The organism is Rhodoferax sp. UBA5149 (assembly GCF_002413825.1).
Classification (GTDB): Bacteria; Pseudomonadota; Gammaproteobacteria; order Burkholderiales; family Burkholderiaceae_C; genus Rhodoferax.
On sequence record NZ_DHXT01000162.1, the window covers coordinates 1 to 14,801 of the forward strand.

Annotated in this window: 17 protein-coding genes; all 17 read left to right on the plus strand. The window is 59.7% G+C overall.

Annotation, left to right across the window (positions count from 1 at the left end; genetic code table 11):
- The coding region (locus B3V69_RS14740; protein WP_296447767.1) for a (Fe-S)-binding protein at positions 1–1,356 on the plus strand (1,356 nt) is incomplete at its 5' end.
- Positions 1,357–1,359: 3 nt separating this feature from the next.
- Complete coding sequence (locus B3V69_RS14745) at positions 1,360–1,803, plus strand: HIT family protein (protein ID WP_296447768.1); 444 nt, start codon at positions 1,360–1,362, stop codon at positions 1,801–1,803.
- 29 nt (positions 1,804–1,832) lie between these two features.
- Positions 1,833–2,246, plus strand: coding sequence for a DUF971 domain-containing protein (locus tag B3V69_RS14750; protein WP_296447769.1), 414 nt, complete (start codon positions 1,833–1,835; stop codon positions 2,244–2,246).
- Between the two features lie 15 nt (positions 2,247–2,261).
- Positions 2,262–2,993, plus strand: a complete 732-nt coding sequence (ubiE, locus tag B3V69_RS14755) for a bifunctional demethylmenaquinone methyltransferase/2-methoxy-6-polyprenyl-1,4-benzoquinol methylase UbiE (RefSeq protein ID WP_296447770.1) — start codon at positions 2,262–2,264, stop codon at positions 2,991–2,993.
- Between the two features lie 53 nt (positions 2,994–3,046).
- Entirely contained in the window at positions 3,047–4,039 is a 993-nt protein-coding gene (locus tag B3V69_RS14760) for a Tim44 domain-containing protein (protein WP_296447771.1), read from the plus strand.
- A gap of 68 nt (positions 4,040–4,107) precedes the next feature.
- Positions 4,108–4,659: a hypothetical protein gene (locus tag B3V69_RS14765; protein ID WP_296447772.1), complete on the plus strand. Its 552-nt coding sequence runs from the start codon at positions 4,108–4,110 to the stop codon at positions 4,657–4,659.
- Positions 4,656–6,221, plus strand: a complete 1,566-nt coding sequence (ubiB, locus tag B3V69_RS14770) for a ubiquinone biosynthesis regulatory protein kinase UbiB (RefSeq protein WP_296447773.1) — start codon at positions 4,656–4,658, stop codon at positions 6,219–6,221. Before B3V69_RS14765 ends, ubiB begins: the two co-directional genes overlap by 4 nt.
- Before the next feature lie 83 nt (positions 6,222–6,304).
- Positions 6,305–6,655, plus strand: coding sequence for an FmdB family zinc ribbon protein (locus B3V69_RS14775; RefSeq protein ID WP_296447774.1), 351 nt, complete (start codon positions 6,305–6,307; stop codon positions 6,653–6,655).
- Between the two features lie 35 nt (positions 6,656–6,690).
- A complete protein-coding gene (locus B3V69_RS14780; RefSeq protein ID WP_296447804.1) occupies positions 6,691–7,326 on the plus strand; it encodes a DUF502 domain-containing protein in 636 nt (211 codons plus the stop codon).
- A gap of 63 nt (positions 7,327–7,389) precedes the next feature.
- A complete protein-coding gene (gene aspS / locus B3V69_RS14785) occupies positions 7,390–9,204 on the plus strand; it encodes an aspartate--tRNA ligase (RefSeq protein WP_296447775.1) in 1,815 nt (604 codons plus the stop codon).
- Between the two features lie 61 nt (positions 9,205–9,265).
- A complete protein-coding gene (gene nudB / locus B3V69_RS14790) occupies positions 9,266–9,745 on the plus strand; it encodes a dihydroneopterin triphosphate diphosphatase (protein ID WP_296447776.1) in 480 nt (159 codons plus the stop codon).
- A complete protein-coding gene (locus B3V69_RS14795; RefSeq protein WP_296447777.1) occupies positions 9,742–10,500 on the plus strand; it encodes an endonuclease/exonuclease/phosphatase family protein in 759 nt (252 codons plus the stop codon). The genes nudB and B3V69_RS14795 overlap by 4 nt, the downstream gene beginning before the upstream one ends.
- A 42-nt stretch (positions 10,501–10,542) precedes the next feature.
- Entirely contained in the window at positions 10,543–11,778 is a 1,236-nt protein-coding gene (clsB, locus tag B3V69_RS14800; protein ID WP_296447778.1) for a cardiolipin synthase ClsB, read from the plus strand.
- 78 nt (positions 11,779–11,856) lie between these two features.
- Positions 11,857–12,582 (plus strand): GTP cyclohydrolase I, encoded by a 726-nt coding sequence (folE, locus tag B3V69_RS14805; RefSeq protein WP_414707539.1) that lies wholly within the window; start codon positions 11,857–11,859, stop codon positions 12,580–12,582.
- A gap of 2 nt (positions 12,583–12,584) precedes the next feature.
- Entirely contained in the window at positions 12,585–13,007 is a 423-nt protein-coding gene (locus B3V69_RS14810; protein WP_296447780.1) for a BLUF domain-containing protein, read from the plus strand.
- Positions 13,008–13,011: 4 nt separating this feature from the next.
- The gene (locus B3V69_RS14815; protein WP_296447781.1) at positions 13,012–13,911 is read left to right on the plus strand and encodes a DUF429 domain-containing protein; all 900 of its coding nucleotides are present in this window, start codon (positions 13,012–13,014) and stop codon (positions 13,909–13,911) included.
- A 92-nt stretch (positions 13,912–14,003) separates the two neighbouring features.
- Entirely contained in the window at positions 14,004–14,795 is a 792-nt protein-coding gene (locus B3V69_RS14820; protein ID WP_296447782.1) for a substrate-binding periplasmic protein, read from the plus strand.
- The last annotated feature ends 6 nt before the right edge of the window (positions 14,796–14,801 follow it).

The window sequence follows — 14,801 nt, forward strand, 5'->3', positions numbered from 1 at the left end:
CTGCTGTACAGCCCGCGCAACAAAATTCTGGCGACCTCGCTGCTGGTGGAGGCTTTTCTGTACGAGGAGCAGACGCGCCGCGGCATCTCGATCCGCCACTGGCAGGAGTTTGAAGATGTGGCCGACCATTGCACGGTGTGTCACAAATGCCTGTCGCCGTGTCCGGTGAACATCGACTTTGGCGATGTCACCATGAACATGCGCAATCTCCTGCGCAAGATGGGCAAGAAGACCTTCCGCCCGGCCGGTGCCGCCGCCATGTTCATGCTCAATGCCAGCAACCCCGAGACCATCAAGTTCGCGCGCTCGGCCATGGTCAACGTGGCCATGAAGGCGCAGCGCCTCGCGCATGACGTGCTCAAAGTGATCTCGCGCAAGCAGACAAAAGCACCGCCTGCCACGGTGGGGACCGCGCCGATCAAAGAGCAGATCATCCACTTCGTGAACAAGAAGCTACCCGGCGGTTTGCCGAAAAAAACCGCCCGCGCCTTGCTCGATATCGAAGACAAAGATTACGTGCCGATCATCCGCGACCCCCAGGCCACCACGGCCGAGACCGAGGCCGTGTTTTACTTCCCCGGTTGTGGCTCGGAGCGCCTGTTCAGCCAGGTCGGCCTGGCGACGCAGGCCATGCTGTGGCACGCGGGCGTGCAGACGGTGTTGCCGCCGGGCTACCTGTGTTGCGGCTACCCGCAGCGCGGCGCCGGTCAGTTCGACAAGGCCGAGAAAATGATCACCGACAACCGGGTGTTGTTCCACCGGGTCGCCAACACCTTGAACTACCTGGACATCAAGACGGTGGTGGTGAGCTGCGGCACCTGCTATGACCAGTTGCAGGGCTACGAGTTCGACAAGATTTTCCCTGGCAGCCGCATCATCGATATCCATGAATACCTGCTGGAGAAGGGCATCACCCTGCAGAACGCCGGTTCCTTCCTGTTTCACGACCCCTGCCACAGCCCAATGAAGCTACAGGAGCCGATCAAGACCGTCAAGGCTTTGTTGGGGAATAACGTGATCCAGTCCGACCGCTGCTGCGGTGAGTCCGGCACGCTGGCCCTGAACCGGCCGGACGTCTCCACGCAAGTGCGTTTTCGCAAGGAAGAAGAAATTCGCAAGGGCGAAGTCCAGCTGCGCGATAAGGGTGGGCTGGGGCCGAAAGAGAACATCAAGATTTTGACCTCCTGCCCGGCCTGCCTGCAGGGGCTGAGCCGTTTCGGCGACGACCTGCAAAACGGCCTGCTGGAGGCGGATTACATCGTGGTCGAGATGGCAAATCAGATTCTGGGCGACCAGTGGATGCCCGATTACGTCAGAAAAGCCAACAGTGGCGGCATTGAGCGGGTGCTGGTCTAAAACATGACTGCCGCAGCTTGCCCTTTATGCACGGCGTCAGGCGGCGTTCTGGTGTTTCAGTGTGAAAAATTCCGCGTGATCCGGGCTGAGGAGGCTGGTTTTCCGGCCTTTTATCGGGTGGTCTGGTCAGACCATGTGGCCGAGTTCTCGGACCTCGGCGTGGAGGATCGCATTCTGTGCATGGCGGCGGTGAGTGTCGTGGAGCTGGCTTTGCGCGAGCACCTGCAACCGACCAAGATCAACCTGGCGGCCTTGGGCAATATGGTGCCGCATCTGCACTGGCATGTGATTGCGCGCTTCGAATGGGACAGCCATTTTCCGTCGCCCGTCTGGTGCCCGGCCCAGCGGCCCCTCCATTCAGCCGCGCTGGCTGTGATTCAGGAGCGCCTGGGCGGTGTGGCGCTGACGATCCAGCGCGAACTGTCCGCGCTAACGCCAGCTTGGTAACAACTTTTATTTTTGAATAGGCGGTCAATATGGCAGGTTTGAAATCAGGCGCCCCGACACCGCAGGCCATGACGGTGCACAGCCAGTCCAAAGTGCTGGAAGTAAGTTTTTCTGACGGCTCCGAATTTCGCCTTCCGTTCGAGCTGATGCGCGTCTACTCCCCCTCGGCCGAAGTACAAGGCCATGGGCCGGGCCAGGAGGTGTTGCAGAGTGGCAAACGGGAGGTCGATCTGGTTGGACTGGAGCCGGTCGGCAACTACGCGGTGCAGCCCTCGTTTTCTGACGGCCATGACACCGGCATTTTTTCCTGGGACTACCTCTATTTTCTGGGCTCCCAGCAAGACAAGCTGTGGGCCGACTACAGCGCCCGCCTGGCTGCTGCCGGGGTCGACCGTGACGCGCCCATGCCCGAGAAGGCCGGACACGGTTGCGCCAGCCACTGAGCTAACATTGCAATCATGACAACAACACATTTTGGTTATCAATCGGTTGAAGAAGCCGAAAAAGCAAAGCACGTGCGTGGCGTGTTTGATTCGGTTGCGCCCAAATATGACCTGATGAACGACCTGATGTCGATGGGCTTGCACCGGGCCTGGAAGGCGTTCACCGTGCTGCTGGCCAACCTCCATGAGGGCTATCAGGTGCTCGATATTGCCGGTGGCACCGGTGACCTGGCGCTGGCCTTTTCCAAGAAAGTGGGAAAAAGCGGTTGCGTCGTGCACACCGACATCAACGAAGCCATGTTGCGCACCGGGCGCAACCGTTTGCTCGATGCCGGGGTGGCACTACCCACGCTGGTGTGTGACGCCGAAAAACTGCCTTTCCCCAGCAACCATTTCGATGTCGTGAGCGTCGCTTTTGGCCTGCGCAACATGACGCACAAGGACGTGGCGCTGGCCGAGATGAACCGGGTCCTCAAGCCCGGTGGCAAGTTGCTGGTGCTGGAGTTTTCCAAAGTGGCACCGCCCCTGGAAAAGGTCTACGACTGGTATTCCTTCAAGGTGTTGCCCAAGTTGGGCAAGCTGGTGGCGGGCGACGATGCCAGCTACCGCTACCTGGCCGAGTCCATTCGAATGCATCCAGGGCAGGAAGAGCTCAAAGCCCTCATGAAAAGCAACGGTTTTGGCCATGTGGATTACCACAACCTCACGGGTGGGCTGGTCGCCTTGCATGTGGGCATCAAGTGCTGAAACTTGTGATTTTGAAAACAGTCCCCATCTGCTAAAAATTGTTCGGAGACATCATGAAATTGTGGACTTGGGTACTAGCGGTATTTTTGGTTTTGGCGGGCGTCAATGCCGAAGCAGCACGCCTGGGCGGCGGCCGATCGGTTGGCAGGCAGTCCAGCAACGTGACGCAGCGCCAGGCGGCGCCGACCGCACCGTCCCAGAGTGCCACGAATTCGGCGGTGAAATCCGCCACTCCGGCGCCGGCCGCGGCACCCGCCGTAGCACCCAAGAGGCCTTGGGGCGCCATGCTGGGCGGTCTGGCAGCGGGGCTGGGCTTGGCCTGGCTGGCGCACTCGCTGGGCATGGGAGAAGGCTTTGGCCAGTTCATGATGTTTGCCCTGCTTGCCTTGGTGGTCATGATGGCGGTCAGCTGGTTCATGCGCTCCCGCAGGGCTGCGCAGTCGCAGAATGCCGGTAACGCCGCCCCGTTTGCGTTTCAGGGTGCGTCGCCCGCCAGCACGGCTCGGACGCCTGCCAGCTACCGGCCGGAAAACGTCGGCAACGACGCGTCTGCCCGCCCCTGGGAGCGCAACAGCACGGCATTCGATGCCCTTCAAGCGGCACCCGCGGTGTCTGGTTCGATGATCGGCTCAGGCTTGGGCGGCTCACAAAGCTGGGGAATTCCGGCCGGTTTTGATACCGAGGGCTTTCTCAGGTCGGCCAAGGCGAATTTCGTGTCCTTGCAGGCCGCGTGGGACAAGTCGGACATCAATGCCTTGCGCGTCATGATGACGGACACCATGCTCAAGGAGATCCAGGCACAGCTCGCCGAACGCGAAGTCCACAACGGTGGGCCGGTCAATCTCACCGATGTCGTCATGATCGAAGCCCAGCTTCTGGGCATTGAAGACACGGGCGACGATTACATGGTCAGCGTCGAGTTTTCCGGCATGATTCGTGAAGACCCTTCGGCTGGCGCCAGCCCGTTCCGCGAAGTCTGGAACATGACCAAGCCCAAAAGTGGCAACAGTGGTTGGTTGGTGGCCGGGGTACAGGCCTTGCAATAGGCCGCAGATCAGATGTCCCCGAAAGCGCGGAGAAATTTCGGGGAATAAAGAGGGAATAATAGGGGGCTATGGCAACACAGTCCCCTTTTTCATTGTTGGAAGGTTTTCTTCAGAACCTTCCCCTTCCCAATTTGCAGCCGCCGGTTTGGGCCGTTGACGAGGTGCAGCGCCGCATCGTCTTGCTGTTGAACCACATCCTGATTCAGGAGAACGAAGCCACGGCTCGCCTCGCAAGACAAAAAGGTCGTGTCGTCCACATGCAGTGGCGCTCAATTGCTATAAAATTAATAGCAACACCGGCGGGTCTGCTGGATGTGGCGCCGGCCGAAGCGAAAGCCGATCTGGTCCTGGCGGTCACTGAAGAATCTCCTTTTGCACTGGCGCAAGCGGCATTGCGCGGTGACAAGCCGACGGTGCGCATTGAGGGCGACGTGCAACTGGCCGCCGAAGTGAACTGGCTGGCTGACCACGTTCGCTGGGATATGGAAGAAGATCTTTCACGGGTGATCGGCGATGCGCCAGCCTATGCCTTGGGTCAAGCCGCCCGTGGCATGGCGACGGCCTTGCGCCAGTTCATGGGCGTCGCGGCGGCGACCAGTCCGACCAAGGCGCAGACATGACGCGCCTGTTTCGCGGCGTCTTCATTGTTTGGGTGGTATTCCGTTACGGTCTGGATGAGCTGTTTCTGACGAGTTTTCAGAAACCCTGGCTGCATGCCATGGCCCGAATCGTGTCGATTGGGCGCAACCTGGACGCGCCGCGTGGTCAGCGTATTCGGGAGGCGCTGGAGCGTTTGGGGCCGATTTTCGTCAAGTTTGGGCAGGTGCTGTCGACCCGGCGCGACTTGATGCCGCTGGATATTGCCAATGAATTGGCTCGCCTGCAGGATCGGGTGCCGCCGTTTGGCAGCGACGTGGCCATTGCCACCATTGAACGCGCTTTTAACAAAAAAGTGGACGATATCTTTGTCTCGTTTGACCGGGAGCCGATCGCCAGCGCCTCGATTGCCCAGGTGCATTTTGCCGTGCTCAAGGGGCGGACCGGCCACGCACGGGAGGTCGCCGTCAAGGTGTTGCGCCCCGGCATGCTGTCGGCGATTGAAAAGGACCTGAGTCTGATGCGCATGATGGCGGGCTGGGTGGAGGGTTTGTCGGCTGACGGCAAGCGTCTGAAGCCACGCGAAGTGGTGGCCGAGTTTGACAAGTACCTGCATGACGAGCTTGACCTGGTGCGTGAGGCGTCCAGCGCCGCGCAGCTGCGCCGCAACATGGCGGGGCTGGATCTGGTGCTGATTCCCGAGATGTTCTGGGACTATTGCGCGACTGAAGTCATTGTGATGGAGCGCATGAACGGGATTCCCATCAGCCAGGTGGAGCGCCTGCGGGCGGCCGGGGTCGATATCCCCAAGCTGGCGCGGGACGGTGTCACGATTTTTTTTACGCAGGTGTTTCGTGACGGCTTTTTTCACGCCGACATGCACCCTGGCAACATTCAGGTCAGTGTGGCACCGGCCACGTTTGGCCGCTATATCTCGCTGGATTTCGGCATCGTTGGCACCCTGACCGAGTCGGATAAAGAGTATTTGGCACAAAATTTCACGGCCTTTTTCCGGCGCGACTACAAACGGGTGGCCGAGTTGCACATTGAGTCTGGCTGGGTGCCCGCCGCAACCCGGGTGGATGAGCTCGAGTCTGCGATCCGTTCGGTGTGCGAGCCTTACTTTGACCGGCCCCTCAAGGAAATCTCGCTGGGACTGGTGTTGATGCGCTTGTTTCAGACCTCCCGGCGCTTCTCGGTCGAAATCCAGCCACAGTTGGTGCTGTTGCAAAAAACGCTGCTCAATATCGAAGGCCTGGGGCGTCAGCTGGATCCGGAGCTGGACCTCTGGAGCACGGCCAAACCGTTTCTTGAGCAGTGGATGATCGACCAGCTGGGCCCCAAAAAGCTGATCGACCAATTGCGCAACGAGGCCCCGCGCTATGCCAAGCTGTTACCCGAGTTGCCGCGGCTGTTGGTTGATTTTCTTCAAAACAGCCGGTCCGGCGCGGGCCGTGGGTTCGACGAGCTTCTGGCCGAGCAAAAACGCACCAATAGCCTGTTGCAAGCCATCATGTATGGCGGCGTCGGCTTTGTGCTGGGCCTGCTGGCCATGCAGCTGATTGTCCGCGTCCGGGTTTTCTAGGCGGGTTTTCCGCTGGGACGCGCTGCAGGGACCGACGCCTTATAATCAAAGGCTTTGCAACCTGAAATCCGAGCCTATTCGTCATGCCAATTTATGCCTATAAATGCGAGTCCTGTGGGTTTGCCAAGGATGTTTTGCAAAAAATGTCGGATCCACTGCTGACAGACTGCCCAGCCTGTGGCGCGTCCGCCTTCAAGAAACAGTTGACGGCGGCGGGCTTCCAGCTCAAAGGATCTGGCTGGTACGCCACTGATTTCAAGGGCGGCACGTCGGCTCCTGCCACGGCTTCCACTCCTTCCAACCCTTCCACCAGCTCGGGCACGGCGTCGACCGCTACTGACAGCGCCAAGCCGGCCGAGAGTTCGGCTGCGAAATCAGAATCGACCCCCCCTTCTGCTTCGAGCGGCTGCGGCGGCTCTTGCGCCTGCCATTGACGCGCAGCTGACGAACCCTTGGAGTTTTCGTGCCCATAAAGAAGTACTTGCTCACCGGCCTGTTGGTCTGGTTGCCGCTGGCCATCACAACATGGGTGTTGTTGTGGCTGGTGGGGCTGCTCGACGCCATTTTTGGCGGCTTGTTGACGGGCCTTTCCGCCGTGACGTCGGGATCGACAGGCGCCGTTATTGAGCAACTGCGTCACATACCTGGTTTGGGCGTGGTGCTTGTTTTTTCGGCCTTGCTGGTGACGGGTGCGCTGGTCTCCAATGTGGCGGGGCGCTGGTGGTTTGCGCAATGGGACAAGCTTTTCACCCATATTCCGGTCTTCAAGTCGATCTATAACAGCGTGAAAAAGGTGTCCGACACGCTTTTTTCGAGCAATGGCAATGCGTTTCGCAAAGCCATGCTGGTCCAGTACCCGCGGGCTGGCGTCTGGACCATCGCGTTCCAGACCGGCACCCCCAGCGGGGAGGTCGCCAGCCATCTGGGTCCGGATTTGGTGAGTGTTTATGTGCCCACGACGCCCAACCCGACCAGTGGTTTTTTCCTGATGCTGCCGCGCTCCGAAGTCATCGAGTTGCACATGAGCGTGGACGAGGCGCTGACCTATGTGATTTCCATGGGCTCTGTGGCCCCTTCCGCGGCGGTTGGCGTTTCTGTCAAATAAGTTTTTCCAAATATTTTGTTGATAACCTGTGCCGCCTTCTCCGGCGGGCTTTGAAAGCTGTCTATGGCCATGCGCTCCCACTATTGCGGTCTAGTGACCGAGGCCCTGCTGGGCGAAACCGTTACCTTGTGTGGCTGGGTCAATCGTCGTCGTGACCATGGCGGCGTGATTTTTGTTGATATTCGCGATCGCGAAGGTTACGTGCAAGTGGTGTGCGACCCGGACCGTGCCGCGATGTTCAAGACGGCCGAGGGTCTTCGCAACGAGTTCTGCATTCAGGTCAAAGGTCTGGTGCGCGCCCGCCCGGAAGGTACCACCAACGACCACCTCAAGAGCGGCAAGATCGAGGTGCTGTGCCATGAGTTGACTGTGCTCAACCCGTCGGTCACGCCACCGTTCCAGCTCGACGATGAAAACCTGAGCGAGACCACGCGCCTGACGCACCGGGTGCTGGATCTGCGCCGCCCGTACATGCAAAACAACCTGATGCTGCGCTATCGCGTTTCCATGGAAGTGCGCAAGTTCCTGGATGCCAATGGTTTCATTGACATCGAGACCCCGATGCTGGGCAAGTCCACGCCCGAAGGCGCGCGCGACTACCTGGTGCCCAGCCGTGTCCACGAGGGGCATTTTTTCGCCTTGCCGCAAAGCCCCCAGTTGTTCAAGCAGCTCTTGATGGTGGCAGGTTACGACCGCTACTACCAGATCACCAAATGCTTCCGTGACGAAGATCTGCGCGCTGATCGCCAGCCCGAATTCACGCAGATTGATATCGAGACCTCGTTCCTGAGTGAGCAGGATATCCGCGACATGTTCCAGGGCATGATCACCACCGTTTTCAAGAACACCCTGAACGTCGATCTGGGTGAATTCCCGGTCATGGCGTACAGCGAAGCCATGCACCGTTACGGCTCCGATAAACCCGATCTGCGCGTGAAACTTGAATTCACCGAGCTGACCGACGTCATGACGGACGTGGACTTCAAGGTATTCGCCGGCGCCGCCACCATGAAGGGCGGTCGCGTGGTCGGTCTTCGCATCCCCGGTGGGGCACGGGAAACCGGTGGCCTGAGCCGCGGCGAGATTGATGCCTACGCCGAGTTCGTCAAGATCTACGGCGCCAAGGGCCTGGCCTACATCAAGGTCAACGAATTGGCGAAGGGTCGGGAGGGTTTGCAAAGCCCCATCGTCAAGAACATCCACGACAAAGCCCTGGCCGAAGTGCTGACCCGCACCGGCGCACAGGATGGCGACCTGATCTTCTTTGGCGCCGACAAGGAAAAGATTGTCAATGACGCGATCGGTGCGCTGCGCATCAAGATCGGGCACAGCGAGTTTGGCAAGAAGAACGCTTTGTTCGAGAAGTCCTGGCGCCCGCTGTGGGTGGTTGACTTCCCGATGTTCGATTTCGACGAAGAGGCGCAGCGTTACACCGCCGTGCACCATCCCTTCACCGCGCCCAAAGAAGGTCATGAAGACTGGATGGTCACGGCGCCCGAGAAGTGCATTTCCCAAGGCTACGACATGGTGCTCAATGGTTGGGAGATGGGCGGCGGCTCGGTCCGTATCCACCGCGCTGATGTGCAGCAAAAAGTGTTTGACGCCTTGAAGATCAGTCCCGAAGAAGCGCAGGATAAATTCGGCTTTTTGCTCGATGCCCTGCAATACGGTGCACCTCCCCACGGCGGTCTGGCCTTTGGTCTGGACCGCATCGTCACGCTCATGACCGGTGCCGAGTCGATCCGCGACGTCATCGCTTTCCCCAAAACCCAACGCGCGCAATGCCTGCTCACCAAGGCACCGTCCACCGTGGACGATAAGCAGTTGCGCGAATTGCACATCAGGCTGCGGCCTGCCGAGCTGAGCAAAGCGGTTTGATCAAGTCCTGAGCGGCGGGCTTCAGGCAGAATGAAAGGGCGCTCGACCAGCGCCCTTTTTTATGTTCCCCACTTACAAAATTCCCCAATCCATCCTGGCGGTGATTTATACCCCGGCGCTAGATGTGCTGTTGATCAGACGAGCCGACGCCACCGATTTTTGGCAATCCGTCACCGGCAGCAAAGACGCGCTGGATGAGTCCTTCTTGCAGACGGCGGTGCGCGAGGTGCAGGAGGAAACCGGCATTGACTGCGGGCCCGGCACGGCGCTGGCAAATACGCTGCTCGACTGGCAGCTGGAAAATGTTTACGACATCTATCCGCGCTGGCGGCACCGTTATGCGCCGGGTGTGACGCGCAATACCGAGCACTTGTTTGGTTTAATGGTGCCAGCCGGGACGCCGGTGCGCTTGAGCCCGCGCGAACATACGGCCTACCAGTGGCTGCCCTACCGGCAGGCTGCCCAGGCCTGTTTCTCACCCTCCAACGCCGAGGCTTGTTTGATGCTGCCACGCTTGGCTTTTCCAAAGGTGCAAACATGAATATCGTTCGCGTTGCCACGTACAACATTCACAAGGGCGTGCAAGGGATCGGGCCGCGGCGTCGGCTGGAAATCCATAACCTGGGTCACGCGGTTGAGCAGCTCGATGCGGACATTGTGTGCCTGCAGGAAGTGCGCAAGCTACACCGGCGCGAGGAGCAGTATTTCTCCCAATGGCCCGAGCTGCCGCAAGCCGATTTTTTGGCCCCGGAAGGCTACGAGGCGGTGTACCGCACCAACGCGTTCACCCAGCATGGTGAGCATGGCAACGCCTTGTTGTCGCGCTGGCCGGTGGTGGCGCACCAGCATGAAGATATTTCCGATCACCGTTTTGAGCAGCGTGGTTTGCTGCATGCGGAGGTGATGGTGCACGGACGGGCGGTCCATGTGGTGGTGGTTCATCTCGGGCTGATTCGGGCCAGCCGCTCGCGCCAGGTCGCGCAGTTGCAGCGCTTTATCGAGCGCGAGGTGTCGCCGACCGCGCCGCTGCTCGTGGCGGGAGACTTCAATGACTGGGGCGCCCTCGTGCAACGTGCGTTTAATGCTATAAATTTAGTAGCATTTAAAGGAGAGCGGCAAGCCACTTTTCCGGCCCGCATGCCGCTGGTGCAACTGGATTACGTGTATGCCAGAGGCCTGACACCGCTGGCGGTTCATGTGCCGCGGGGCCGCATCTGGTGGCGCATGTCGGACCATTTGCCCCTGATTGCCGAGTTTGCCCTTCCGCAAACTGATACTTTGCGGGACAGCCCGTAGCGGCATCGCCGCAAGCTCTGTCCTCAACACGTCAAGGAAGCGATGCAGCAACCTCGATCCGGTCACCAGGTGCAATTGTTGCAGGGGGGCGAGGCTTTTTTCCCGGCCTTGGTGCAAGCCATTGACCGCAGCGTGCATGAAGTCCGGATGGAGACCTACATCTTCTGTGTTGAGGCTTTCGGCGAACGGGTGGCTGCCGCACTGGAGCGAGCCGCCCAGCGCGGGGTGGCTGTGTATCTGGTGATGGACGGTGTCGGCACCCCCAGCTTGGCGCTTGAGTGGGTGACTCGCTTCCAAGCGGCGGGCGTCAAGTGGCGCATCTTTTCGCCCCTGGGCCGGCTGGGGGTGCTGATTCCCAGCCGCTGGCGGCGGCTGCACCGAAAACTGTGTGTGGTGGATGGCACGGTGGCCTTTTGCGGCGGCATCAATGTGCTGGACGATTTTTATGACCCCAACTATGGTGTCTTGGATGCGCCCCGGTTTGACTTCGCCGTGCGTGTGACCGGTCCCTTGGTGCAGGCGGTGCATGAGACCACGGCGCAGTTCTGGTGGCGCTTGCAGGCGGCCAGTACCGCGCGCCAGATCGATTTCCCGGCGCTTTGGCGGGCGTTGCAGGAAGCGGTGGCGCTGGCGCGGCAGGCCCGTTCGGACACGGATACTGACCAGGAAGCAGTCACGCGGACCCGCGGCGCACCGGGTCACACGATCAACGCCGATTTGGTGCTGCGCGACAACCTGCGCAACCGGACCCGGATTGAACGTACCTATCGCAAAGCCATTGGCGCGGCGCGTGAAGAGATCATCATTGCCAATGCCTATTTTGTTCCGGGCCGCAAATTGCGCAAAGGGCTGATTCATGCGGCGCGGCGCGGCGTGCGGGTGCGTTTGCTGCTGCAGGGACGGTATGAATATTTCATGCAATACCACGCCACCTGGCCCGTCTACGGTGCGCTGCTGGCGGCGGGCGTGGAGATTCACGAGTATTCGGTCAGCTTTCTCCATGCCAAGGTCGCGGTGATCGATGGTCATTGGGCCACGGTGGGCTCTTCCAATCTGGACCCTTTGAGTTTGCTGCTGGCGCGCGAGGCCAACGTGGTGGTGGATGATGCTGCTTTCGCGCAGGATTTGCGCGCGCGGCTTGAGGTCGCTTTTGAGCAGAGTGGCGTTCGGGTGGACCCGGCGGTCTATGCCAACCGGCCGTGGCGCCAGCGCTTTTTGGATCGCGTTGCGTTTGGCCTGATGCGTGTGCTGTTGTTTCTCAATGGAACGCGCTACTGATTTGATAGCTGCTGACGCTCAATTGGCGGGGGCCATGGGCCAAAAATCTTATAAGTAAAACGCTGGTAACATTCTTTCATGTTAATGAAAAGTCAGGTCCCCATGAATCCAGTTGATGCCGATGAAGGCACCCCCGTCTCCGTCAAAATCCGGGAACGCCTGGTGGCGGCGCGCAAGCGTTTCAATGCCAACGACAACATCGCCGACTTCGTCCTGCCGGGTGAGCTGGAGCGTTTGCTCGACGAGGTGGAAGACAAGATGAAGGGCGTTCTGAGCAGTCTGGTGATTGACACCGAACGCGATCACAACACCGACAAGACGGCGCGCCGCGTCGCCAAGATGTACCTCAACGAGGTGTTCCGTGGCCGATACGTCAGTGCCCCCACCATCACCGAGTTTCCCAACGCCGAACATCTCAACGAGTTGATGATCGTCGGCCCCATCACCGTGCGCAGCGCCTGCAGCCATCACCTGTGCCCGGTGATCGGCCAGATCTGGATTGGCGTGCTGCCCAATGAACACACGAACGTGATTGGGCTGTCCAAGTATGCCCGTCTGGCGGAGTGGGTCATGGGCCGACCGCAGATTCAGGAGGAAGCCGTGGTTCAGCTGGCTGACCTGATTCAGCAAAAAACCCAACCGGACGGCCTGGCCATCGTGATGGAGGCGACCCATTTCTGCATGGGGTGGCGCGGTGTCAAGGACATGGACAGCAAGATGATCAATTCCGTCATGCGCGGCAGCTTCCTCAAAGACCCCAATCTACGTCGTGAGTTCCTGGCGCTGATACCCAAGAAAGGCTGATCATGTTGGTACGTTTGCTTTACGCCAGTCGTGCAATCGACACCAGTCCTGACGCCATCGAGGCGATTCTGGCCCAGTCGCGCGAGCACAACCCGGAGTGCGGCATCACCGGCATTCTTTGTTATGGTGGCGGCATTATTCTTCAGGCCCTCGAAGGCGGACGCATGGCCGTGAGCGAGCTCTATGGTCACATCCAGAAGGACCCTCGCCACAAGGATGTGGTGCTGCTGAACTACGAAGAAATATCCGAGCGCCGCTTTGGTGGCTGGACCATGGGGCAGGTCAACATGTCCAAGATCAACGCCTCTATTTTGCTCAAGTACGCCGAGCGGCCGGAGCTGGACCCGTACTCGGTGTCGGGCAAGGTGTCTTTGGCCCTGCTGGAAGAATTGATGGCGACCGCGTGCATCATCGGTCGCGCTTGATCGTTTGACAGTTTTCGCGGCCCAGAACGACCCGTGGCGTGGTGAGTCTGCGGCCGACTCCGCGCTCTTGGGGTGCGACTTCTCAAGCCGTCCTTCCCGCAAAAAACCCATCGTTCTGGCCCTGGGGTCCATGCAGGCCGGGCGCGTGCAGCTATCAAGACTGGAGCGACTGGGATCACTGGATGCGTTTGCACAGTGGTTGCAGCGACCGCTCTGCTGGCTGGGTGCCTTTGATCTCCCGTTCGGACTGCCGCGTGAGCTGGTCGAGACGCTGGGCTGGCCCACGCAGTGGGAAGACTGTATTCGTCATTACGCCACGCTGAGCCGGGCGCAAATCCGGGCCACATTGGCCGCCTTCTGCGATGCCCGCCCCGTGGGGGGCAAATTTGCCCACCGGGCAACCGACATTCCGGCCGGCTCCAGTCCCTCCATGAAATGGGTCAATCCGCCGGTGGCCTATATGCTGCATGCCGGCGTGCCACTGCTGCTTGATGCGGGCGTGCAACTGCCGGGTCTGCATGCGGGCGACCCGCAAGCGGTGGATGCGGATGGCCAGGCGTGCCGGGTGGCCCTGGAAGCCTATCCTGGACTGCTGGCGCGCGAGGTCTTGGGCAAGCGAAGCTATAAGAGCGACGACAAAGCCCGCCAGACGCCGGAGCGCCTGATTGCCCGCAAGGACCTGATCACGGCGTTGGAACACGGTCAGACCCGCTTGGGTCTGCGGCTCAAGCTGACCCATGCGCAGCGTGATCTGCTGGTGGACGACGCCAGCGGTGATTCGCTGGATGCGGTGTTGTGCCTGGTCCAGGCGGCCTGGGCGCAGGCGCGGCAGCGCGAAGGTGCTTCTTGTTATGGTCTGCCGCAGGACATGGACGCTCTGGAGGGGTGGATCGTCACGGCGTGATGATTTCACGGTTTTCACCCAGAGTCGTTCGAACCTGCGACTATTGGTGTCAGAATAAATCGAAGTTTCCTTTTTTTCTGGGAAGGTGGGCTATGGCTCAACTGTTTCGTGCTTTGGGGATCGCGCTTCTCATGTCTTTTGCGCTGGGCGTAGCGCAAGCGGCAGATGGCCCGGACTGCTCACGCCCGCTGACGCTGGCGCTGCATGAGCACGGTTTGCTTTATTCAAGCGACACGGGTGGCGGCATTGACAAAGATGTGGCGGACGAACTGATCAAACGCAGTGGCTGCAAAGTCATTGTCAGCGTCATGGCGCGCGCCAGAATCTGGCAAGTGATTGAGTCAGGAGCCTTGGACTTCAGCTTATCGGGGATAAGCAACGAGCAGCGCGAAGCCTTTGCCGGATTTGCCTGGTATTTTTCCAACAAGTATTACCTGCTGGCCCGCAAGGATGCCGGGGTGCGGCAGTTGTCGGATTTTGAGAAAAATACCAGACTGCAGCTGGGTGTCATTCGCAGTTTTCGATACAGCAAGAACGCCAACGAGTTCGTGGATCGGCTAAGCGCAGAAAATCGGGTCATCTATGCGTCCGGGCTCGATCCACTGTACGAACTGCTGGCCTTGAACCGCATTCAAGGCATGATCATCGAGCCTTTTGACTATTCACAGGTGGCGGGCAGTCCGGTCAGGGATTTGACGATGATCGTGGACACGCGCGATGACCCTGTGCCGCACGGTCTGATCATGTCAAAAAAATCGCTGTCGGCGACGGAGCAGGCCAAGTGGCGTGCCTTGGTGGACGACATGCGCCGGGATGGCACCATGCTGCACATTTTTGGGAAATATTTTTCGGCAGATCTCGCCGCCACAATGGTCAATTTTTGAGACACG

Bases quoted from the DNA above. Each gene is read 5' to 3' on its own strand.
- ubiE (WP_296447770.1), top strand. From the start codon at position 2,262: ATGACAACAACACATTTTGGTTATCAATCGGTTGAAGAAGCCGAAAAA.
- B3V69_RS14745 (WP_296447768.1), top strand. From the start codon at position 1,360: ATGACTGCCGCAGCTTGCCCTTTATGCACGGCGTCAGGCGGCGTTCTG.
- ubiB (WP_296447773.1), top strand. From the start codon at position 4,656: ATGACGCGCCTGTTTCGCGGCGTCTTCATTGTTTGGGTGGTATTCCGT.
- B3V69_RS14810 (WP_296447780.1), top strand. From the start codon at position 12,585: ATGTTGGTACGTTTGCTTTACGCCAGTCGTGCAATCGACACCAGTCCT.
- aspS (WP_296447775.1), top strand. From the start codon at position 7,390: ATGGCCATGCGCTCCCACTATTGCGGTCTAGTGACCGAGGCCCTGCTG.
- clsB (WP_296447778.1), top strand. From the start codon at position 10,543: ATGCAGCAACCTCGATCCGGTCACCAGGTGCAATTGTTGCAGGGGGGC.
- B3V69_RS14795 (WP_296447777.1), top strand. From the start codon at position 9,742: ATGAATATCGTTCGCGTTGCCACGTACAACATTCACAAGGGCGTGCAA.
- B3V69_RS14750 (WP_296447769.1), top strand. From the start codon at position 1,833: ATGGCAGGTTTGAAATCAGGCGCCCCGACACCGCAGGCCATGACGGTG.
- B3V69_RS14820 (WP_296447782.1), top strand. From the start codon at position 14,004: ATGGCTCAACTGTTTCGTGCTTTGGGGATCGCGCTTCTCATGTCTTTT.
- B3V69_RS14760 (WP_296447771.1), top strand. From the start codon at position 3,047: ATGAAATTGTGGACTTGGGTACTAGCGGTATTTTTGGTTTTGGCGGGC.
- B3V69_RS14775 (WP_296447774.1), top strand. From the start codon at position 6,305: ATGCCAATTTATGCCTATAAATGCGAGTCCTGTGGGTTTGCCAAGGAT.
- folE (WP_414707539.1), top strand. From the start codon at position 11,857: ATGTTAATGAAAAGTCAGGTCCCCATGAATCCAGTTGATGCCGATGAA.
- B3V69_RS14765 (WP_296447772.1), top strand. From the start codon at position 4,108: ATGGCAACACAGTCCCCTTTTTCATTGTTGGAAGGTTTTCTTCAGAAC.
- nudB (WP_296447776.1), top strand. From the start codon at position 9,266: ATGTTCCCCACTTACAAAATTCCCCAATCCATCCTGGCGGTGATTTAT.